This is a genomic window from Mesorhizobium sp. M0139 (assembly GCF_040322455.1).
GTDB lineage: Bacteria > Pseudomonadota > Alphaproteobacteria > Rhizobiales > Rhizobiaceae > Mesorhizobium.
On sequence record NZ_JAMYTN010000014.1, the window covers coordinates 39949 to 61936 of the forward strand.

Sequence of the window (21988 nt, forward strand, 5' to 3'; positions counted from 1 at the left end):
CATGCTGGCTGACAAAGACCGCATCTTCAACAACATCTACGGCCTCTTCGACAAGTCGCTGGCCGGCGCGATGGCGCGCGGCGCCTGGGACAACACGCCCGGCATCATCGCCAAGGGGCGCGAGTGGATCGTCAACGAGATGAAGGCGTCCGGCCTGCGTGGCCGCGGCGGCGCCGGCTTCCCGACCGGGCTGAAATGGTCGTTCATGCCCAAGCAAAGCGACGGAAGGCCGAGCTATCTCGTTGTGAACGCCGACGAATCCGAGCCCGGCACGTGCAAGGACCGCGATATCCTGCGCAACGATCCGCACACGCTGGTCGAGGGCTCGTTCATCGCCGGCTTCGCCATGGGCGCGGTCGCCGCCTACATCTATGTGCGCGGCGAGTTCATCCGCGAGCGCGAGGCACTGCAGCGCGCCATCGACGAGGCCTATGAGGCCAGGCTGATCGGCAAGAACAACACGTCCGGCTACGATTTCGACATCTACATGCATCACGGCGCCGGCGCCTATATATGCGGCGAGGAAACAGCGCTGCTCGAAAGCCTCGAAGGCAAGAAGGGCCAGCCCCGGCTGAAGCCGCCATTCCCAGCCAATGTCGGCTTGTACGGTTGTCCGACAACCGTGAACAATGTCGAGTCCATCGCGGTCGCGCCGACCATTTTGCGCCGCGGCGCGGCCTGGTTCTCGTCCTTCGGCCGGCCCAACAATGTCGGCACCAAGCTGTTTTGCATCTCGGGCCACGTCAACAATCCGTGCACCGTCGAAGAGGCGATGTCGATCCCGTTCCGCGAGCTGATCGAGACGCATTGCGGTGGCATTCGCGGCGGCTGGGACAATCTCCTCGCGGTCATTCCGGGCGGCGCTTCGGTGCCGCTGGTGCCGGCCGAGCAGATCATCGATGCGCCGATGGATTTCGATGCTTTGCGCGACCTTAAATCCGGCCTCGGCACGGCGGCTGTCATCGTCATGGACAAGTCGACCGATATCGTGAAGGCGATCGCCAGGCTTTCCTATTTCTACAAGCATGAGAGCTGCGGCCAGTGCACGCCATGCCGCGAAGGCACCGGCTGGATGTGGCGGGTGATGGAGCGGCTGGTGCGCGGCGAGGCGCAGAAGCGCGAGATCGACATGCTGCTCGACGTCACCAAGCAGGTGGAGGGCCATACGATCTGTGCGCTGGGCGACGCCGCGGCATGGCCGATCCAGGGCCTGATGCGGCATTTCCGCGGCGAGGTGGAGCGGCGCATCGACGAGTTTTCCCGCAACGCGCACCGGGCCGAACCGGTGATGGTGGCGGCGGAGTAGATTTAAAATACGGGCGCAAGCCCGGGACCGAAATATAGGGGCGGGGAAGACGAAGAAACGACCAGGAGATGTCTATGGCGCCGTATTCGAACCCTTTGATGCCCAATTTGGACCAGCTTGAGAAGATGAACCAGGATTTGACCAGGATGATGCCGAAGGAGATGGCCAGCGCCGTCAACCTTCTCGCGCATCCTGTCGCGGGTGCCGCCGCGATGTCGGCGCTGGGCTTTGGCCTTGCCAACCATGCCTTTGGCGTGTGGCTAGGCGCCTTGTCGGGTGCTGCCGAGGCATCGCAGCGGATTTTCCAGCCGATCATCGACGATTTCGAACTGCGCAGCCAAGGGTTCGCCGAGACCGCCCCCGCCACCAAGGCGCGCGCGGCGACCAGAACCCTGATCGCCGAGGCGCAGACTTTTGCCCAGGATCTGACCGATATTGCCGCTCTCACCCTCGATGCCGAGTCGGAGAAGACCGAGGCCGTCGCCGAAGGCGCAACGATCGGATTGATGCCGGAGGATTTCAGACAGCCCAAGGCCGTGGCTCGTCCGGCCAAGCCGTCGGATCTCAAGGCGATCACCGGCGTTGGGCCGAAGCTGGAAAAGGTGCTGAACGGCCTCGGCATCTGGACCTTTGCCCAGATCGCCGCCTGGGCGCCAGAAGAGATCGCCTGGGTCGAGGACTACCTGTCGCTCACCGGCCGTATCGGCCGCGACGAGTGGACCCGCCAGGCCGCGGCGCTGACGCTGGCCGCCAAGGCGAAGAAGTAGGGGTGGCAGGCATGGAGATCCACGACAGGAGCGATGTTCTCGATGTGCGCAATGCCATCGTCAGCAACTCCAGATTTGACGATGTGAACTTGTCGAACACGCAGTTTCACAACGTCGACCTGTCGGCGGCCGTTGTGGAGGACGCGAACCTCTCGGACGCGTTTTTCAGCAATGTGAATATGAGCAATTTGAAGATAGAAAACGCTGAAGTCGCCGGCATGATGATCAATGGCATCAGGCTGAGCGATCTGTTTCAGGCATATGAGACGGCGCAGACCGCCGGGGGCAATTGATGGCAAAGCTCAAGGTCGACGGGAAAGAGATCACTGTACCCGACCACTACACGCTGCTGCAGGCGGCCGAGGACGCCGGCGCGGAAGTGCCGCGATTCTGCTTCCATGAGCGGCTGTCGATCGCCGGCAATTGCCGCATGTGCCTGATCGAGGTGAAGGGCGGGCCGCCCAAACCGCAGGCCTCCTGCGCCATGAATGTGCGCGACCTGCGTCCGGGTCCGAATGGCGAGGCGCCTGAAATCTTCACCAACACGCCGATGGTCAAGAAGGCCCGCGAAGGCGTGATGGAATTCCTTTTGATCAACCATCCGTTGGATTGCCCGATCTGCGACCAGGGCGGCGAATGCGACCTGCAGGACCAGGCGATGGCCTTCGGCGTCGATTCCTCGCGCTATCACGAGAACAAGCGCGCGGTCGAAGACAAGTATATCGGCCCATTGGTCAAGACGGTTATGAACCGCTGCATCCACTGCACGCGCTGCGTTCGCTTCACCACGGAAGTTGCGGGCATTTCCGAGCTTGGCCTGATCGGCCGCGGCGAGGATGCCGAGATCACCACCTATCTCGAAAGCGCCATGACCTCGGAGCTGCAGGGCAATGTCATCGACCTCTGCCCGGTGGGCGCGCTGACCTCCAAGCCTTTCGCCTTTCAGGCACGGCCGTGGGAGCTGACCAAGACAGAATCCATCGACGTCATGGACGCCGTCGGCTCGGCAATCCGCGTCGACAGCCGCGGCCGCGAGGTGATGCGCATCCTGCCGCGCGTCAATGAAGCGGTGAACGAGGAGTGGATTTCCGACAAGACCCGCTTCATCTGGGACGGATTGCGCACGCAGCGCCTCGACCGCCCCTATGTCCGCAAGGACGGAAAGTTGGCGCCGGCCAGCTGGGCCGAAGCGTTCGTTGCGATCAGGGATGCGGTGTCGAATGCTGCGCCCGAGAAAATCGGCGCGATTGCGGGCGATCTTGCCGCCGTCGAGGAAATCTACGCGCTGAAGCAGCTTATGGCTGCGTTGGGCTCGAAGAACACCGATTGCCGCCAGGACGGCGCCGCACTCGATCCCGCGCTCGGCCGCGCCAGCTACATCTTCAACCCCACCATCGAGGGCATCGAGCAGGCCGACGCGGTGCTGATCATCGGCGCCAATCCGCGCTTCGAGGCCTCGGTGCTCAATGCCCGCATCCGCAAGCGCTGGCGGATCGGCAATCTGCCGGTCGGCGTCATCGGCGAGGTCGGCGACACGCGTTACGACTACGAACAACTCGGCGCCGGTCCGGAGTCGCTGAAAGACCTGGCCGACGGCAATGGCAAGTTCTTCCAGGTGCTGAAGAAGGCGACGCATCCGCTGATCATCGTCGGCCAGGGCGCGCTGTCGCGTGCCGACGGCGCGGCGGTGCTCGGCCAGGCGGCGAAACTCGCCACCGCCGTCAACGCTGCCCGCGCCGACTGGAACGGCTTTGCCGTGCTGCACACTGCAGCCGCGCGCGTCGGCGGTCTCGATGTCGGCTTCGTGCCTGGCAAGGGCGGCAAGAACGTTGCCGGCATGCTGGGTGAGAGCGAGGTTCTGTTCCTGCTCGGCGCCGACGAGATCGACATGTCCAAGACCGGCGGCGCCTTCGTCGTCTATGTCGGCACGCATGGCGACGCCGGCGCGCACCGCGCCAATGTCATCCTGCCGGGAGCCGCCTACACCGAAAAGTCCGGCACCTATGTCAACACCGAGGGACGCGTGCAGCAGACCAACCGCGCGGGCTTCGCGCCGGGTGACGCGCGCGAAGACTGGGCGATCCTGAGGGCATTGTCCGATGTGCTCGGCAAGAAACTGCCATTCGATTCGCTGCAGCAACTGCGCGCCAGGCTCTATGGCGAATATCCGCATCTCGCCCACATCGACCATGTTGTCTCAGGCAACCCCGACGACATCGCCAGGGTGGCGAAGCTCGGCGGGCGGCTGAACAAGGGCACTTTCACCTCGCCGGTCACGGATTTCTATCTGACCAACCCGATTGCGCGGGCCTCCGCCGTCATGGCGGAATGCTCGGCGCTGGCGAAAAACGGCTTCAGGCAGGCGGCAGAGTAGACATGGACACCTTCTTCTCCTTCTACGTGCTGCCGACGCTGATCATCCTTTTAAAGTCGGTCGTGCTGATCGTCGTTTTGCTGATCGGGGTTGCCTACCTGCTTTACGCCGACCGCAAGATCTGGGCGGCGGTGCAATTGCGCCGCGGCCCGAACGTCGTCGGCCCGTGGGGCACGCTGCAGGCTTTCGCCGATCTGCTGAAATTCGTCTTCAAGGAACCGGTCATTCCGTCCGGCGCCAACAAGGGCGTGTTCCTGCTGGCGCCGCTGGTGTCGGCCGTGCTGGCAATCTCGGCCTGGGCGGTGATTCCCGTCAATGCGGGCTGGGGGATCGCCAACGTCAATGTCGGCATCCTCTACGTCTTCGCCATCTCCTCGCTCGAGGTCTATGGCGTGATCATGGGCGGCTGGGCGTCCAACTCGAAATACCCGTTCCTCGGCGCGCTGCGCTCGGCGGCGCAGATGGTGTCCTACGAAGTCTCGATCGGCTTCGTCATCGTCACCGTGCTGCTCTGCGTCGGCTCGCTCAACCTGTCGGACATCGTGCTGTCGCAGCAGGATGGGCTGGGCACCAAGCTTGGCCTGCCCAACAGCTTCCTCGACTGGCACTGGCTGGCGCTGTTCCCGATGTTCGTCATTTTCTTCATCTCGGCGCTGGCCGAGACCAACCGCCCGCCCTTCGACCTGGTGGAAGCCGAGTCGGAACTCGTCGCCGGCCATATGGTCGAATACTCCTCGACGCCGTTCCTGTTGTTCTTCCTCGGCGAATATGTCGCCGTGGTGATGATGTGCGCGCTGGCCACCATCCTGTTCCTCGGCGGCTGGCTGCCGCCCTTCGACTTCGCCCCCTTCACCTGGGTGCCCGGCGTGATCTGGTTCGTGCTCAAGATCTGCCTGATGTTCTTCATGTTCTCGATGGTGAAGGCCTTCGTGCCGCGCTACCGCTACGACCAGCTGATGCGGCTGGGCTGGAAAGTCTTTCTGCCGATCTCCCTGTTCATGGTCGTTGCCACCGCGGCCTTCCTCAAAATCACGGGGTTTGCGTGATGTCCGCTTTTGGCCAGGCCGCAAAATCGCTGCTGCTGCAGGATTTCGTCAGCGCCTTCTTCCTGTCAATGCGTCAGTTCTTCGCGCCGAAGGAAACGATCAACTATCCGCACGAGAAAGGGCCGACCAGCCCGCGCTTCCGTGGCGAGCACGCGCTGCGCCGTTACCCCAATGGCGAAGAGCGCTGCATCGCCTGCAAATTGTGCGAAGCGATCTGTCCGGCGCAGGCGATCACCATCGAGGCCGGCCCGCGCCGCAATGACGGCACGCGCCGCACCGTGCGCTACGACATCGACATGGTGAAGTGCATCTATTGCGGCTTCTGCCAGGAAGCCTGCCCGGTCGACGCCATCGTCGAGGGGCCGAATTTCGAGTTCGCGACGGAGACGCGCGAAGAGCTTTACTACGACAAGGACAGGCTGCTGGCGAATGGCGACCGCTGGGAGCGCGAACTGGCGCGCAACATCTCGCTGGACTCGCCCTACCGCTGACATTTGACGCATGGACGGGGCGAGGGGCCTCGTCTAAGGACAACGCAACTTGCCGGCCGGAGGCGGTCGCAGAAATCAAACAGGACGGATGTCCTGTTTGGACAGGAACCCGGGGGATCCCCAATGCTGAGTGGACTAGAGGCGGCCTTTTTCTACCTCTTCGCCTTTGTCGCGGTGGCGTCGGCCTTCATGGTCATTTCGTCGCGCAACCCCGTGCATTCCGTGCTGTTCCTGATCCTGACCTTCTTCAACGCCGCCGGCCTGTTCATGCTGACCGGCGCCGAGTTCCTGGCGATGATCCTGCTTGTCGTCTATGTCGGCGCGGTCATGGTGCTGTTCCTGTTCGTCGTCATGATGCTCGATGTCGACTTCGCCGAGATGAAGGAAGGCGCCCTGCAATATGCGCCGATCGGCGCGCTGGTCGGGCTGATCCTGGCGGCCGAGCTGATCGTGGTGCTCGGCGGCTACACCTTCGCGCCGCAACTGGCCTCGACGGTCTCCAAACCCATCCCGGATCTTGCCGCGCGGACAAACACCGCAGCACTCGGCGACATCCTCTATACCGACTACCTCTACTACTTCCAGATTTCGGGCCTCATCCTGCTGGTCGCCATGATCGGCGCCATCGTCCTGACGCTGCGCCACAAGGAAGGGATCAAGCGGCAGTCGATCGCAGCCCAGGTCGGCCGCACGCCGGCGACAGGCATGGAAATCCGCAAGGTCAAGTCGGGCGAGGGGCTCTGAGATGGTCGTCGGCATCGCACATTACCTGACCGTATCGGCGATCCTGTTCACGCTGGGCGTGTTCGGCATCTTCCTGAACCGCAGGAACATCATCATCATCCTGATGTCGATCGAGCTGATCCTTTTGGCGGTCAACATCAATTTCGTTGCCTTCTCGGCGGCATTGGGCGATCTCGTCGGCCAGGTGTTTGCCCTGTTCGTGCTGACGGTCGCCGCCGCCGAAGCGGCCATCGGTCTTGCCATTCTCGTCGTCTTCTTCCGCAACCGCGGCTCGATCGCGGTCGAAGACGTGAACCAGATGAAGGGTTGACGGGGCTAACATGTATCAAGCGATCGTCTTCCTTCCGCTGCTCGGCTTCCTGATTGTCGGCCTGTTCGGCAATGCGCTCGGCGCCAAGGCATCGGAATACATCACCTCGGGCTTCCTGGTGATCTCGGCCGTGCTGTCCTGGGTCGCCTTCTTCTCCGTCGGCTTCGGCGAAGGCGAGGTGTTCACCGTGCCGGTACTGCGCTGGATCCAATCCGGCGGCTTGGACGCGTCCTGGGCGCTCAGGATCGATACGCTGACGGTGGTCATGCTGGTGGTGGTCAACACGGTGTCGGCGCTGGTCCACATCTATTCGATCGGCTACATGCACCACGATCCGAACCGGCCGCGCTTCTTCGCCTATCTGTCATTGTTCACCTTCGCCATGCTGATGCTGGTGACGGCGGACAACCTCGTGCAGATGTTCTTCGGCTGGGAAGGGGTGGGTCTCGCCTCCTATTTGCTGATCGGCTTCTGGTACAAGAAGCCGTCGGCCAATGCTGCTGCCATCAAGGCCTTCGTCGTCAACCGCGTCGGCGATTTTGGCTTCGCGCTCGGCATTTTCGGCGTCTTCGTTTTGTTCGGCTCGGTCAATCTCGGCACCATCTTCGCCAATGCCGCGACGTTCATTCCGGCTGAAGGCGCCCCACAAGGCGCGGCCGTGCTGACCTTCCTCGGCTACGCGCTGGACAAGCAGGCAGCCATGACCATCGTCTGCCTGCTGCTGTTCATGGGCGCTATGGGCAAGTCGGCGCAGGTGCCGCTGCACACCTGGCTGCCGGACGCGATGGAGGGCCCGACCCCGGTCTCGGCACTGATCCATGCCGCCACCATGGTCACGGCCGGCGTGTTCATGCTGGCGCGGCTGTCGCCGCTGTTCGAACTGTCGCATTCGGCGCTGACCGTGGTGACCTTCATCGGCGCCTTCACCGCCTTCTTCGCGGCGACCGTCGGCCTGGTCCAGAACGACATCAAGCGCGTCATCGCCTATTCGACCTGCTCGCAGCTCGGCTACATGTTCGTGGCGCTCGGCGTCGGCGCCTATGGCGCGGCGATTTTCCATCTGTTCACGCACGCCTTCTTCAAGGCGCTGCTGTTCCTGGGCTCGGGCTCGGTCATCCATGCCGTCTCCGACGAGCAGGACATGCGCAAGATGGGCGGCCTGCGGAAGCTCATTCCGAAGACCTACTGGATGATGGTGATCGGCACGCTGGCGCTGACCGGCGTCGGCATTCCGGTGACCGTCATCGGCACCGCCGGCTTCTTCTCCAAGGATGCCATCATCGAGGCTGCCTTTGCCGGCCACAATTCGGTCGCCGGCCTCGCTTTTGTCCTGCTGGTCATCGCCGCCTGCTTCACCTCCTTCTACTCCTGGCGGCTGATCTTCATGACCTTCCACGGCGAGCCGCGGGCGAGCCACGACGTCATGCACCATGTCCATGAATCGCCGCCGGTGATGCTGGTGCCGCTGTTCATCCTGGCCGCGGGCGCGCTGTTTGCCGGCGTTATCTTTCATGGCGCCTTCATCGGCGAAGGCTATGCCGAATTCTGGAAGGCGTCGCTGTTCACGCTGCCGGACAACCACATCCTGCACGACATCCATGAATTGCCGCTGTGGGTCGAGCTGGCACCGTTCGTCGCCATGGTCATCGGCTTTGCAGTCGCCTGGAAGTTCTACATCCGCTCGCCGGAACTGCCCCGGAGTGTCGCCGCCAACCATCGGCTGCTGTATGCCTTCCTGCTCAACAAATGGTACTTTGACGAGCTCTACGACGTCCTGTTCGTGCGGCCGGCAAAGGCGCTGGGCAGGTTCTTGTGGAAGACCGGCGACGGCACCATCATCGACGGGCTCGGTCCTGACGGCATTTCGGCGCGCGTCGTCGACGTCACCGACCGCGTCGTCAAGCTGCAGACCGGCTATCTCTATCACTATGCCTTCGCCATGCTGATCGGCGTGGCCGCACTCGTCACCTGGATGATGCTCTGATGACCGCCTGGCCAATCCTCTCGCTGGTCACCTTCCTGCCGCTCGTAGGTGTGCTGCTGATCCTGTTCATCAGGGATGACAGCCCGAATGCGCGTCGCAACATCCGCGCCATCGCGTTCACGACGACGGCGGCCACCTTCATCATCTCGCTGTTCATCTGGACCGGCTTCGACAATTCGCAGGCCGGCTTCCAGTTCGTCGAGAAGTTTGCCTGGCTGGATTCCGGCATCTCCTACCATATGGGCGTCGACGGCATTTCGATGCTGTTCGTCATCCTGACGACGTTCCTGATGCCGCTCTGCATCCTGGCGTCGTGGGAAGCGATCGACAAGCGCGTCAAGGCCTACATGATCGCCTTCCTGCTCTTGGAGACGCTGATGATCGGCGTGTTCTGCGCGCTCGACATCGTGCTGTTCTACGTCTTCTTCGAGGCCGGCCTGATCCCGATGTTCATCATCATCGGCGTCTGGGGCGGCAAGCGCCGCGTCTATGCCTCGTTCAAGTTCTTCCTCTACACGCTGGCCGGCTCGGTGCTGATGCTGCTCGCCATCATGGCGATGTTCTTCCAGGCGGGCACCACCGACATCCCGACGCTGCTGACCCACAACTTCCCGGCCCACATGCAGACATGGCTATTTCTAGCCTTCTTCGCCTCCTTCGCGGTGAAGATGCCGATGTGGCCGGTGCACACCTGGCTGCCCGATGCGCATGTCGAAGCGCCGACGGCGGGCTCGGTGATCCTGGCGGGCATACTGTTGAAAATGGGCGGGTACGGCTTCCTGCGCTTTTCCCTGCCGATGTTCCCGCTGGCCTCGGAAATGTTCGCGCCGCTGGTGTTTACGCTGTCGGTCGTTGCCATCATCTACACCTCGCTGGTGGCGCTGATGCAGGAGGACATGAAGAAGCTGATCGCCTATTCCTCCGTCGCCCATATGGGCTTCGTCACCATGGGCATCTTCGCCATGAACCAGGAAGGCGTGCAGGGCGCGATCTTCCAGATGCTGAGCCACGGCCTCGTCTCGGGCGCACTGTTCCTGTGCGTCGGCGTCATTTACGACCGCATGCACACGCGCGAGATCGACGCCTATGGCGGCTTGGTCAACAACATGCCGAAATACGCCACGGTGTTCCTGATCTTCACCATGGCCAATGTCGGCTTGCCGGGCACGTCAGGTTTCGTCGGCGAGTTCCTGACCATGCTCGGCGTGTTCCGGGTCAACACCTGGGTGGCTTTCTTCGCCGCCACCGGCGTCATCCTGTCGGCGGCCTACGCGCTCTGGCTCTACCGCCGGGTGATCTTCGGCGCGCTGACCAAGGAAAGCCTGAAGGGCCTGCTCGATCTGTCGACGCGCGAGAAGGCGATCATCTACCCGCTGGTCGTGCTAGTCATCTTCTTCGGCGTCTATCCCGCTCCCGTCTTCGATGCCACGGCCCAGTCGGTCAAGGCGCTCGTCACCAATGTCACCGCATCCATCGGCGCCGCGCAGACCGCGGCGGCGAACTGACCAGAGGTTTTGCGAACCATGACGCCGGACCTTTATTCCAGCCTTTCGCTCTCGACGCCGGAGCTGATCCTCGCCATCGGCGCGCTGGCGCTGTTGATGGTGGGCGCCTATTCGCGCGCCAACACTGCCATTCTGGTGACTGTCCTTGCCGTCGCCGTGCTGGTGATCGCAGGCCTATGGCTGATCTTTCCCACGGGACAGGGCGCAGCCTACGGCAACGCCTTCATCCAGGATCCGTTCTCCCGCTTCATGAAGGTGCTGTCGCTGATCGGTTCGGCGGTGACGCTGGTGATGTCGATGCGCTTCGCCAGGCAGGAGCATTTCGACAAGTTCGAATACCCGGTGCTGATCCTGCTCTGCACGCTCGGCATGATGCTGATGATCTCGGCCAACGGCATGATCGGGCTCTATCTCGGCCTCGAGCTGCAGTCGCTGGCGATTTACGTGCTGGCCGCGATCAATCGCGACAATCTGCGTTCGACCGAGGCCGGTTTGAAGTATTTTGTGCTCGGCGCGCTATCGTCGGGCATGCTGCTTTACGGAATCAGCCTCATTTACGGCTACACCGGCAATGTAGGCTTCCAGGAAATTTCCTCCGCGCTGGGCAGCGGCGAGCGCCAGCTCGGCCTCGTCGTCGGCCTGGTCTTCGTTTTGGCCGGCCTTGCCTTCAAGATTTCCGCGGTGCCGTTCCATATGTGGACGCCCGATGTCTACGAGGGCGCGCCGACGCCGGTCACCGCTTTCCTGGCGGCTGCCCCCAAAATGGCGGCGATGGCGCTGATCGTGCGCGTCACCATGGGCGCCTTCAAGCCGATCGCTTCCGACTGGCAGCAGATCATCGTCTTCATCTCGATCGCCTCGATGGCGCTCGGCTCCTTTGCCGCCATCGGCCAGACCAACATCAAGCGGCTGATGGCGTACTCCTCGATCGGCCATATGGGCTACGCGCTGGTCGGCCTTGCCGCCAACAGCCAGGCCGGCGTGCGCGGCGTCGCCATCTACATGCTGATCTATCTGGTCATGACGCTCGGCACCTTCGCCTTCATCCTCGCCATGCGGCGCAAGGAAGGCAATGTCGAGCAGATCAGCGATCTCGCCGGTCTGTCGTCGACCAATCCGATCATGGCGACGATCCTGACCATCCTGATGTTCTCGCTGGCCGGCATCCCGCCGCTCGCCGGTTTCTGGGGGAAATGGTACGTGTTCCTCGCCGCCATCAACGCCAACCTCTATGCGCTGGCGATCATCGGCGTGCTGGCCTCCGTAGTGGGCGCGTTCTACTATCTGCGCATCATCAAGATCATGTGGTTCGACGAACCGGCCGGCGGCTTCGTGCCGATGGCGAGCGAACTGCGCCTCGTGCTTGGCATCTCCGGCGCTTTCGTGCTGTTCTATGTGTTGATCGGCGGTCCGATCGCGACCTACGCCGAAGCCGCCGCCAAGACATTTTTCTGACCGGATGGCATTTCGGCTGGCTCCAACCTCTGAGACGGAAGGGTTCCGGCTCGAGGCGCATGACAGTGTGGGTTCCACCAACACGCTGGCGCTGGACCATGCAAGGGCAGGCGATCCCGGCAAATTGTGGGTCGTTTCCAAGAAGCAGGAAAGCGGCCGTGGCCGCCGCGGCAGGGCCTGGGTATCGCCCGAGGGCAATCTGGCGGCGACATTGCTGGTCATCACCGGCGGTGAGTTGCGTCTGGCGGCGACGCTGGGCTTCGTCGCCGGCCTGTCGCTGGCCGATGCGCTCGACGCCGTGGTGCCGAAGGGCAGGATCGCTATCGGCCTCGACGGCGCCAGCCAGGGGCAGAATCGCTTCGAGCTGAAATGGCCGAACGATGTGCTGGCCTCCGGCGCCAAGCTGGCCGGCATCCTGCTGGAATCGGCCATTCTCGATGGCGGCCGTTTCGCGGTGGCGGTGGGCATCGGCGTCAATGTGGTGGCGCATCCGCCGGATTTGCCGTATCCGGCGACATCGCTTCAGGCGCTGGGCGCGACATGCGACGCCGAAACGCTGTTCTTGGCGCTGTCTGATGCCTGGACCGACAATGCCCGGCTGTGGGATGACGGACGCGGGCTCGACGCCATCCGGCGTCGCTGGCTATCGCGCGCGGCGGGGCTTGGCGGCGAGGTTGCTGTCAGGATTGACGGGAATGTGGTGCGCGGTACCTTCGAAACCATTGACGCGGACTGCCGTTTCGTGATCCGCGATGATGAGGGGTCGGTCGTGACGGTAGCCGCCGGCGACGTGCATTTCGGCGCCGTCGCGTCGGCAAAGATTTAGGGGCTGGCCGCAAGGGCCGGGAAGGGAAAATTGATGGCGAAAGCGCAAAACGCCGAACTCGTCTTCGTGCCGCTCGGCGGCGTCGGCGAGATCGGCATGAACTTCGCCCTTTACGGCTATGGGCCGCCTAGCGCGCGCGAGTGGATCGTCGTCGATGTCGGCGTGACTTTTCCCGATGCGGCGCATCCTGGCGTCGACCTGATCCTGCCCGATACGCGCTTCATCGAGGAGAACCTCGCCGGCCTGCGCGGCATCATCATCACCCACGCGCATGAAGACCATTACGGGGCGCTGCTCGACATCTGGCCGAAGCTGAAGGCGCCGGTGTGGATGACACCGTTCAGCGCCGGACTGCTGGACGCCAAGCGCCAGGGCGAGCAGGGCGCGCCGAAGAAAATTCCGGTGACGATCTACCGGGCAGGCGAAACATTCACTGTCGGCCCGTTCTCGATCGAGGCCATTCCGGTGGCGCACTCGATCCCCGAGCCGATGTCGCTGGCGATCACCTCGCCGGCCGGCACCGTCATCCATACCGGCGACTGGAAGATCGATCCGGAACCGACGATCGGTCCGAAAACCGACGAGGCGCGGTTTCGCGCCTATGGCGACAAGGGCGTTCTGGCGCTGGTCTGCGATTCCACCAATGCGCTGCGCGAAGGCGAATCGCCGTCGGAAGTGGCGGTGGGCGAAGGCCTCAGGGGCGTCATCCAGAGCGCTGTCGGCCGTGTCGCCGTCACCACCTTCTCTTCCAATGTCGGGCGCATCGTCTCGATCGCCAAGGCGGCGCGCGATGCCGGCCGCCAGTGCCTGGTGCTCGGCCGCTCGCTGAAGCGGGTCATCGATGTCGCCGGCGAGCTCGGCTACATGGACGGGCTGCCGGAGTTCATCGCCGAAGAGGATTTCGGCTTCATCCCGCGCGAGAACCTCGTCATCATCTGCACCGGCAGCCAGGGCGAGGCGCTGGCGGCACTGGCAAAACTTTCGCGCGACGAGATGAAATCGGTGTCGCTGACGGCCGGCGACACGGTGGTGTTTTCCTCACGCACCATTCCCGGCAACGAGAAGGCGATCCTCGAGATCAAGAACCGCCTCATCGACCTCGGCATCAAGATCATCGAGGATGGCGACGCGCTTGTGCATGTCTCCGGCCATCCCCGCCGCAGCGAATTGCGCAGGATGTATGAATGGGTGCGGCCGCAGATCGGCGTTCCCGTGCACGGCGAAGCCGCGCATCTGGTGGCGCAGGGGTCGCTGATGTCGACGTCGGGCATCGGCCAGGTGGCGCAAGTGCGCGACGGCGACATGCTGCGGCTGGCGCCGGGTCCGGCCACGATCATCGACCAGGTGCCGTTCGGCCGCATCTACAAGGACGGCAGGCTGATCGGCACCGACCAGGCGATGGGCATACGCGACCGGCGCAAGCTATCCTTTGCCGGCCATGTCGCGGTCAATGTCGTGCTCGACGACAAATATGAGCTCGCCGGCGATCCCGATCTGGTCGCCATCGGCGTCGCCGAGGCCGATGCCCGTGGCGAAAACATGGAAGATCTGATGCTCGACGCGGCCGTCGGCGCGGTCGACTCGATCCCTCGCCAGCGCCGCAAGGACCTCGATCTGGTGCAGGAAGCGGTGCGCCGCGCCGTGCGCGGCGCCGCCAACGAGGCCTGGGGCAAGAAGCCGCTGGTGACGGTGTTTGTGACGAGGTGAGGGAATAGGCAGTAGGCGGTAGGCAGTGGAGAAAAATGCAGATGTATCACTACTGCCTACTGCCCATTCCCTACTCTCTTAACTTGTGGAGCACTTCATGCTCGGACGCCTGAACCATGTAGCGCTTGCCGTGCCGGACTTGGCCGCGGCGATTGCGGCCTATCGCGATACGCTTGGCGCGAAGGTCACCGCGCCGCAAGCGCTGCCCGAGCATGGCGTTACCGTGGTGTTCGTCGATGTCGGCAACACCAAGATCGAACTCCTGGAGCCGCTGGGCGAGGGGTCGCCGATCGCGGCCTTTCTGGACAAGAACCCCTCGGGTGGCATGCATCATGTCTGCTACGAGGTCGACGACATCCTTGCCGCGCGCGATCACCTCAAAGCGAGCGGCGCCCGCGTGCTGGGCGACGGCAATCCCAAAACCGGCGCCCACGGCAAGCCGGTGCTGTTCCTGCATCCCAAGGATTTCTTCGGCACGCTGGTCGAACTGGAGCAGGCATGAGCTGGATTTCGTTTGCCGCGCTGTTCTTCATCACCTGGTGGCTGATGCTGTTCATCGTGCTGCCGTTCAGCGTCAAGACGCAGGATGACGACCAGGACGTGACGCTGGGCACGGTTGCGAGTGCGCCGCGCGGGCCGCATATGCTGCGCGCCGTGATCCGCACCACCATCGTCACGGCTGTCGTCATGGGGGTTTTCTATAGCCTGACGCACGGGCTGGGCTACAGCCTCGACGAAGTCCCGCACATCATCCCCGAAGCCAGCCAGGCACCGGCTAACTAACCACTTTCCCGCCGGCAGATCGGCTGGCATGTTTGTGTCTGTTTCGGAGCGCCAAACTCAGATTTTGTCTCGCCAGCCTGCGATGCGCAATAGGCGGCCAGGCATGGCCCACCCGCATTAGAATCACGCCTTGGTGTCAGGCTGACGCAAGCTCACGTGATTTGGGAACAGGTTGATCTAACCAGATGATCGGGCAAAAAAAATGCAAGGCACAAGGCCTTGCAATTTAAACGCGTTCCGATCTGTTTTCCGGTTTCCGGCGGCAGCGGGTAACCGCGCCTAGATCGCATCCTCCCAAGACTTTGACCGCGTAGGAGAGCAGATTTTTCTCCACCCTCTCGGTTATCGGGGCACACTAGCCTAACCCTGATGAAATTGTCACGCAGAATTTTGCCCGCAATCGGGCAATCTGTGCTGCAGTGCACAATAGTGCGGCAGGCTTTGCTTGCGAAACGAACAACACCCGGGCTGCCGCCTTAATCTGGTCAGGTGTGCCGCGTCGCCCGGACGCGCAAAGCGTGTGTGAGCACTTCGGAGTCAGGGTCATCATTTTGCATCAAAAGCATTATCGTTTTCGGTGCGAAGGTCTTTGGAAGAAGAATCGATTTTTGCGATTTCGGACCGATGCGGCCGGTCGGGTTTCCATTCCGTCACGAAATAGCTATGAAGCCGGGGCAAGCAAGCCAGCCGCGCCGATTCCGGCGCAGCCTCCTCTCTCACGGACCTGTCCATGCGTTTGTCGCAGTTTTTCCTGCCCATCCTGAAAGAAAATCCGCGCGAGGCCGAGATCGTCTCGCACCGGCTGATGCTGCGTGCCGGCATGATCCGCCAGCAGGGGCAGGGCAGCTTTTCCTGGCTGCCGCTAGGCAAGCTGGTGCTCGACAAGGTCTGCCGCATCATCCGCGAGGAGCAGAACCGCGCCGGCGCTCTGGAAATCCTGATGCCGACCATCCAGTCGGCCGATCTGTGGCGCGAAAGCGGCCGCTATGACGACTATGGCAAGGAGATGCTGCGCATCAAGGACCGGCAGGACCGCGACATGCTCTACGGTCCGACCAATGAGGAAGTGGTCACCGAGATCGTGCGCGCCTACGTCAAGTCGTACAAGGATTTGCCGCTCAACCTCTACCACATCCAGTGGAAGTTCCGCGACGAGGTGCGGCCGCGCTTCGGCGTCATGCGCTCGCGCGAGTTCCTGATGAAGGATGCCTATTCCTTCGACCTCGATTTCGAGGGCGCGAAGGCCGCCTATAACCGCATGTTCGTATCCTATCTCCGAACGTTCACGCGCATGGGGCTGCAGGCCATTCCGATGCGGGCCGACACCGGGCCGATCGGCGGCGATCTCAGCCATGAATTCATCATCCTGGCCGACACCGGCGAGAGCCAGGTCTATTGCGACCGCGAATATCTGTCGCTCCAGGTGCCCGGCGAGAAAACCGACTTCGGCAATGACGGCGAGATCGCCGACATCGTCAAAACGTGGACGACGCCTTACGCCGCCACCGACGAGATGCATGACGAGGCGGCCTGGGACAAGCTTAGCGAGGCCGACCGGGTCTCGGCACGCGGCATCGAGGTCGGCCACATCTTCCATTTCGGCGACAAATATTCCAAGCCCATGGGCGCCAAGGTGACCGGGCCCGACGGCAAGGATCATTTCGTTTCCGGCGGCTCCTACGGTATCGGTCCGTCGCGGCTGGTGGCGGCGATCATCGAGGCCAGCCATGACGGCAACGGCATCATCTGGCCGGAAGCGGTGACGCCGTTCGACATCGGCCTGATCAACATGAAGGCCGGCGACGCCGAGTGCGACCGCGTTTGCGGCGAGCTCTACGCCGCCTTCACCGGCGCCGGCAAGGATGTGCTTTACGACGACACCGACCAGCGGCCGGGCGGCAAGTTCGCCACCGCCGACCTGATCGGCCTGCCCTGGCAGGTGATCGTCGGGCCGCGCGGCGTGGCCGCCGGCGAGATCGAGATCAAGAACCGTCGGACCGGCGAGCGCGAGACGCTGCCGGTCGCGGAGGCCAGGAAACGCTTCGGTGCAACCGCATGAGCGAAGCCGCGGCAGCGAAGTCTTCGGTAGCCCAGTCTCCGGTTGGCAAGTCTCCGGTCGCCAAGTCTCCGGTCACCAAGTCTCCGGTCGCCGGCCCGTTCTCCATGTTCGAACGCATGGTCGCCTGGCGTTATTTGCGGTCGCGCCGCAAGGAGACGGTGATCTCGGTCATCGCCTCGATCTCCTTCCTCGGCATCATGCTAGGCGTCGCCACGCTGATCGTCGTCATGGCTGTCATGAACGGGTTTCGAGCCGAACTTCTGACCCGCATCCTCGGCGTCAACGGCCATTTGATCGTGCAGCCGCTGGATTCGCCGCTTGAGGACTATGCGAAGGTCGCAGCCCGCATCAACGGCGTGGCCGGCGTCAAATACGCGATACCGCTGATCGACGGCCAGGTCCTGGCGCAAGGCAATGTCGGCGGCGGCATGGGCGCGCTGGTGCGCGGTATCAGGGCCGAAGACCTCGGCAAGATCGCCATCGTCGCCCAAAACGTCAAGCAAGGCACGCTTGACGGCTTCGACTCCGGCGATGGCGTCGCCATCGGCAAGCGCATGGCCGAGAATCTCGGCCTTGTGCTCGGCGACACCATCACGCTGATCTCGCCGGACGGCGATGTGACGCCGATGGGCACGACGCCGCGGCTGAAGGGCTACAAGGTGGCGGCGATCTTCGAGGTCGGCATGTCGGAATATGACAGCTCCATCGTCTACATGCCGTTTTCCGAAGCGCAGCTCTATTTCAACATGGACGGCAGGGCGCAGACGATCGAGATCTATGTCGACAACCCCGATAATGTCGACGCGCTGAAACCGCTGGTGGATGCGGCGGCGCAACGGCCGATCGACATGGTCGACTGGCGCCAGCGCAACGAGACGTTCTTTTCAGCACTGCAGGTCGAGCGCAACGTCATGTTCATGATCCTGACGCTGATCGTGCTGGTGGCGGCGCTCAACATCATCTCCGGCCTGATCATGCTGGTGAAGGACAAGGGCCACGATATCGCCATCCTGCGCACAATGGGCGCCTCGCGCGGCGCCATCCTGCGCATCTTCCTGATGACGGGTGCTGCGATCGGCGTCACCGGCACGCTGGCCGGCGTGCTGCTCGGGGTGCTCATCTGCACCAACATCGAATCCATCCGCCAGTTCTTCTCCTGGATGACCGGCAAGGTGCTGTTCAACCCGGAGCTCTATTTCCTCAGCCAGCTGCCGGCAAAGATGGACCCGCGCGAGACCACCTATGTCATCCTGATGGCGCTCGGCCTGTCCTTCCTAGCAACGGTGTTTCCGGCATGGCGCGCCGCACGGCTCGATCCGGTCGAGGCCTTGAGATACGAATGAAGTCCGAGATCATTATCGAGCTGAAGAGCGTCGAGCGGCACTATGTCCAGGGGCCGCGCAAGCTCACCATTTTGAACGGCGCCGACTTTTCGCTGAAGCGCGGCGAGATGGTGGCGCTGGTGGCGCCGTCGGGCACCGGCAAGTCGACGCTGCTGCACACGGCGGGCCTGCTCGAGCGCCCCGATGCCGGTGACGTCATTCTGGCCGGCCGCGCCTGCGGACGGCTCTCCGACGACGAACGCACGGCAATCCGCCGCAACGATGTCGGCTTCGTCTATCAGTTCCATCATCTGCTGCCGGAGTTTTCGGCACTGGAAAACATCATGATGCCGCAGCTGATCAAGGGGCTTTCGCGCAAGGAGGCGTCGGAGCGCGCAGCACAGCTGCTCGACTATATGCAGATTGGCAAGCGCGCGTCGCACCGTCCGTCGGAGCTGTCCGGCGGCGAACAGCAGCGCGTCGCCATTGCTCGCGCGGTCGCCAACGCGCCATTGCTGCTGCTCGCCGACGAGCCGACCGGCAATCTCGACCCGGTCACCGCGTCCTATGTGTTCGAGGCGCTTGGCGCGCTGGTCAAGCAGTCCGGCCTTGCCGCGCTGATCGCGACCCACAATCACGAACTCGCCTCGCGCATGGACCGCCGGGTGACGTTGGCGGATGGCAAGGTCGTTCCGTTGTAGGCCCCAACTTCCTCATCCTAGGGTCTGCGCCGCGTCGCTGCGCTCCTTGCTCCGCCCTAGGATCACGAAGTGATTGGTGCGTGTCCCGATCGCAAAGGCATGCGATGCGCCCTGCGTCAGCACTGCCGTCACCCCGTCAACCTTTCCTTAACCCTGCCCAAACCGGCTGTCAGGATTCGTCGGCATGCCGCTTTCCGCTCATTGACTTTCGAACAAAGTTAGAACAAAATACGAACATATCAACAACAGGAGAGAGTTATGAGCGATCTTGTTCAGGACGTCGTTTCGTTGGTGTGCATGAGTGCGTTTCTGGTTTCCATGGCTGTCTGGATCGGCGCCATGTGATGCAACTGCGGTTCGCCGCACTGTTTTAGGCGGGCAGGAAGGCGCTGTGCCGTTAAGCCTTTCTTGCCGCCATGACGCTAGGCTGCCCCGCCAAGACAGGGAGCAAAAACCTCAGGTGTCGCCGATCGTGACGGCCCTTCTCGTGGCCGGTAATCTCGGACTGATTTTCCTTCTGATGACCGCGCCGCTCGGTTTGCGCACGGTGCGGCTGAGCCGCGTGGTTGCGGTGGACCGGCAGCGCCTCTGGCAGGCGCTGTGGCCGCTCGGCAGCGATGCCGGCTGGTCCGGCGAGATACTCTCGGCCCAGCCGCTGGACGGGCAGGGCACGGCCCGCATCCTGCTGTCCTGGGAGGGCCGGGACGGCCAGCCGATCGAGCGAAGGTCGCGCTTCGAGGACGTCGTCGAAGGCAGTCGTTTTTCGATGCGGGTCATCGAGGACACCGCGCTCGACGCGTCGTTCTGGAAGGATTTTTATGAGACCACCGAACTCACCTCGGAAGGTGCCGGCACGCGGGTGACGCTCAGTCAGACCGATCGCTATCGCGGCGTCGCCTTCCTGGTGTTCCGCTACTTCGCCATGCGCCGCGAGCTCGGCAAGCTGGAGATCTGGGCGAGGACCGGACAGTATCGCAAGGGCGGCTGGTTCGAGCATCCGCTGAGCCAGGTCGGGTTCGCCGTTCTGTCGGCTTTCATCCTTTGGCCGTTCTTCGGGCTCAATCTCGGCGGCCTGGCGCTGGCCGCGATCCTGACCTCGGTGGTTGCCCTGCATGAGCTCGGCCACATGGCGGCCTTTCGGCTAACCGGTCATCGCAAGGCGCGGATGATCTTTATCCCGCTGCTCGGCGGCATCGCCATTGGCGGCCGGCCTTATGACAGCCGCTTCGAGGTCGCCTTCGTGGCGCTGATGGGCGCTGGTTTTTCCGCGTTCCTGGTACCGCTGCTGATCGTCGCCAGCGGGCTCGCATCCGGCGAGGGACATCGGCTCGCCGCGGCCCTTCTGGCGACGCTTGCCGGCTTTGCCGCGCTGTTCAACATCGCCAATCTGGTGCCGGTGTGGAAATTCGACGGCGGTCAGGTGCTGCGCCAGATCTGCCCGGGGCCGGTCGCCCTGGCGCTCGCCTCGTTTTCCCTGCTCTCGGCCTTGCTATGGCTTGGCTGGCTGGCCGGCTTTTCCCAAAGCTTTCTGCTGGTGGCGGGCGCCGTCTTTGCCATCCTCAGCCTGATGACAGTGGGTAGCGGGGTAAAACCGCGCCACGAATTGAAGCCGATCCGCATCTTCGACCGTTTCGCCATGGCCGGCGCGCTGCTGGCCGTCTTCGCCATTCACGGTTTCGGGCTGTTGTGGGCCTCGGCGCGGTTGCTTTGAGCGTTGGTCGAGGCGAGACTCAGCCGGCCTTGCGAGCCGGTTCTGCAGAAGTTGACTCCGCTGCCCCGAAAACATCCTCGAAGGCGGATTTCAGCGCCAGGTCGAAATCGCCCATGGTCACGGGCAGGCCGAGGTCGACGAGGCTGGTGACACCGTGATCCGGCACGCCGCATGGCACGATGCCGCTGAAATGGCTGAGATCCGGCTCGACATTGACGGCGATGCCATGAAAGCTCACCCAGCGCCGCAGCCGGATGCCGATGGCCGCGATCTTGTCTTCAGCCGGCGAGCCGTCGGGCAGGGACGGGCGCTCGGGCCGCACCACCCAGACGCCGACGCGGTCCTCGCGGCGTTCGCCGCGTACATTGAAGGCGGCAAGCGTGCCGATGATCCACTGCTCGAGCGCGGCGACGAAGGCGCGCACATCCTCACGCCGGCGCTTCAGGTCAAGCATGACATAGGCAACCCGCTGCCCCGGCCCGTGATAGGTGTATTCGCCGCCGCGTCCGGCGGCAAAGACCGGGAAACGGTCGGGGTCGATTAGGTCCTCGATGCGGGCGCTGGTGCCGGCGGTGTAAAGCGGCGGATGCTCGACCAGCCAGACCATCTCGGCGGCTGCACCCGCGCGGATCGCCTCGGCGCGCGCTTCCATCAGGGCCAGCGCATCGGTGTAGCCGGTCAGGCCGGGCTCGATGCGCCATTCGACCGGCGTCGAACCCGGCAAGGGCAGGAACGACGTGGCGATCTGGCTGCGTTCGGTCATGGCTTTTTCGTTTTTCGCGTGATGCACGCCGGCTTGGCGAAACCGCCTTGCGCTCTGGGGCCAAATGCATTTGCCCTTCATATGGCGGTATCCGGCTGAAACGTCCAGTTCGCCACGCATTTCGGCCTTCGCGC

At 63.2% G+C, this 21988-nt stretch carries 20 protein-coding genes; 19 read left to right on the forward strand and 1 reads right to left on the reverse strand.

Translation table 11 applies throughout. The features are described 5' to 3' along the window. Nucleotide 1 precedes the first annotated feature (1 nt). From nuoF to NKJ58_RS23575, 19 genes are all read left to right on the forward strand, one after another. Nucleotides 2–1306: an NADH-quinone oxidoreductase subunit NuoF gene (gene nuoF, locus NKJ58_RS23485; protein WP_023670819.1), complete on the forward strand. Its 1305-nt coding sequence runs from the start codon at nt 2–4 to the stop codon at nt 1304–1306. A 74-nt stretch (nt 1307–1380) separates the two neighbouring features. After that, nucleotides 1381–2073, forward strand: coding sequence for a helix-hairpin-helix domain-containing protein (locus NKJ58_RS23490; protein WP_352513062.1), 693 nt, complete (start codon nt 1381–1383; stop codon nt 2071–2073). A gap of 11 nt (nt 2074–2084) precedes the next feature. Continuing rightward, the gene (locus tag NKJ58_RS23495) at nt 2085–2366 is read left to right on the forward strand and encodes a pentapeptide repeat-containing protein (protein ID WP_352513064.1); all 282 of its coding nucleotides are present in this window, start codon (nt 2085–2087) and stop codon (nt 2364–2366) included. Further along, a complete protein-coding gene (gene nuoG, locus NKJ58_RS23500) occupies nt 2366–4447 on the forward strand; it encodes an NADH-quinone oxidoreductase subunit NuoG (RefSeq protein ID WP_352519567.1) in 2082 nt (693 codons plus the stop codon). The genes NKJ58_RS23495 and nuoG overlap by 1 nt, the downstream gene beginning before the upstream one ends. Before the next feature lie 2 nt (nt 4448–4449). Continuing rightward, nucleotides 4450–5493, forward strand: coding sequence for an NADH-quinone oxidoreductase subunit NuoH (gene nuoH, locus NKJ58_RS23505; RefSeq protein ID WP_023685202.1), 1044 nt, complete (start codon nt 4450–4452; stop codon nt 5491–5493). Further along, entirely contained in the window at nt 5493–5984 is a 492-nt protein-coding gene (gene nuoI, locus NKJ58_RS23510; RefSeq protein ID WP_023685203.1) for an NADH-quinone oxidoreductase subunit NuoI, read from the forward strand. Before nuoH ends, nuoI begins: the two co-directional genes overlap by 1 nt. A 123-nt stretch (nt 5985–6107) precedes the next feature. Continuing rightward, nucleotides 6108–6728, forward strand: coding sequence for an NADH-quinone oxidoreductase subunit J (locus NKJ58_RS23515; RefSeq protein ID WP_023670812.1), 621 nt, complete (start codon nt 6108–6110; stop codon nt 6726–6728). A 1-nt stretch (nt 6729) separates the two neighbouring features. Beyond that, nucleotides 6730–7038, forward strand: a complete 309-nt coding sequence (nuoK, locus tag NKJ58_RS23520) for an NADH-quinone oxidoreductase subunit NuoK (RefSeq protein WP_352519566.1) — start codon at nt 6730–6732, stop codon at nt 7036–7038. A gap of 10 nt (nt 7039–7048) precedes the next feature. Beyond that, nucleotides 7049–9022, forward strand: a complete 1974-nt coding sequence (nuoL, locus tag NKJ58_RS23525) for an NADH-quinone oxidoreductase subunit L (protein WP_023700374.1) — start codon at nt 7049–7051, stop codon at nt 9020–9022. Further along, entirely contained in the window at nt 9022–10527 is a 1506-nt protein-coding gene (locus tag NKJ58_RS23530; protein ID WP_023670808.1) for an NADH-quinone oxidoreductase subunit M, read from the forward strand. The genes nuoL and NKJ58_RS23530 overlap by 1 nt, the downstream gene beginning before the upstream one ends. Nucleotides 10528–10545: 18 nt before the next feature. Beyond that, nucleotides 10546–11982, forward strand: coding sequence for an NADH-quinone oxidoreductase subunit NuoN (gene nuoN, locus NKJ58_RS23535; protein WP_352853912.1), 1437 nt, complete (start codon nt 10546–10548; stop codon nt 11980–11982). A gap of 4 nt (nt 11983–11986) precedes the next feature. After that, nucleotides 11987–12808, forward strand: coding sequence for a biotin--[acetyl-CoA-carboxylase] ligase (locus NKJ58_RS23540; protein WP_023709242.1), 822 nt, complete (start codon nt 11987–11989; stop codon nt 12806–12808). A gap of 33 nt (nt 12809–12841) precedes the next feature. Further along, nucleotides 12842–14515 (forward strand): ribonuclease J, encoded by a 1674-nt coding sequence (locus tag NKJ58_RS23545; protein ID WP_023690300.1) that lies wholly within the window; start codon nt 12842–12844, stop codon nt 14513–14515. Nucleotides 14516–14612: 97 nt separating this feature from the next. Next, entirely contained in the window at nt 14613–15017 is a 405-nt protein-coding gene (gene mce, locus NKJ58_RS23550; protein WP_023670804.1) for a methylmalonyl-CoA epimerase, read from the forward strand. After that, nucleotides 15014–15298 (forward strand): DUF1467 family protein, encoded by a 285-nt coding sequence (locus NKJ58_RS23555; RefSeq protein WP_023670803.1) that lies wholly within the window; start codon nt 15014–15016, stop codon nt 15296–15298. The genes mce and NKJ58_RS23555 overlap by 4 nt, the downstream gene beginning before the upstream one ends. 730 nt (nt 15299–16028) lie before the next feature. Beyond that, entirely contained in the window at nt 16029–17357 is a 1329-nt protein-coding gene (gene proS / locus NKJ58_RS23560; RefSeq protein WP_023751639.1) for a proline--tRNA ligase, read from the forward strand. 104 nt (nt 17358–17461) lie between these two features. Further along, nucleotides 17462–18700 carry a lipoprotein-releasing ABC transporter permease subunit gene (locus NKJ58_RS23565; RefSeq protein ID WP_031244030.1) on the forward strand — a complete coding sequence of 413 codons (1239 nt, stop codon included), beginning with the start codon at nt 17462–17464 and terminating at the stop codon, nt 18698–18700. After that, nucleotides 18697–19380: an ABC transporter ATP-binding protein gene (locus NKJ58_RS23570; protein WP_023685211.1), complete on the forward strand. Its 684-nt coding sequence runs from the start codon at nt 18697–18699 to the stop codon at nt 19378–19380. The genes NKJ58_RS23565 and NKJ58_RS23570 overlap by 4 nt, the downstream gene beginning before the upstream one ends. A gap of 460 nt (nt 19381–19840) precedes the next feature. Beyond that, nucleotides 19841–21091, forward strand: coding sequence for a peptidase M50 (locus NKJ58_RS23575; RefSeq protein WP_023700369.1), 1251 nt, complete (start codon nt 19841–19843; stop codon nt 21089–21091). A 19-nt stretch (nt 21092–21110) separates the two neighbouring features. On the opposite strand, the gene lipB is transcribed toward NKJ58_RS23575, so the two are convergent. Further along, a complete protein-coding gene (gene lipB / locus NKJ58_RS23580; RefSeq protein WP_023731224.1) occupies nt 21111–21854 on the reverse strand; it encodes a lipoyl(octanoyl) transferase LipB in 744 nt (247 codons plus the stop codon). Between the last annotated feature and the right edge of the window lie 134 nt (nt 21855–21988).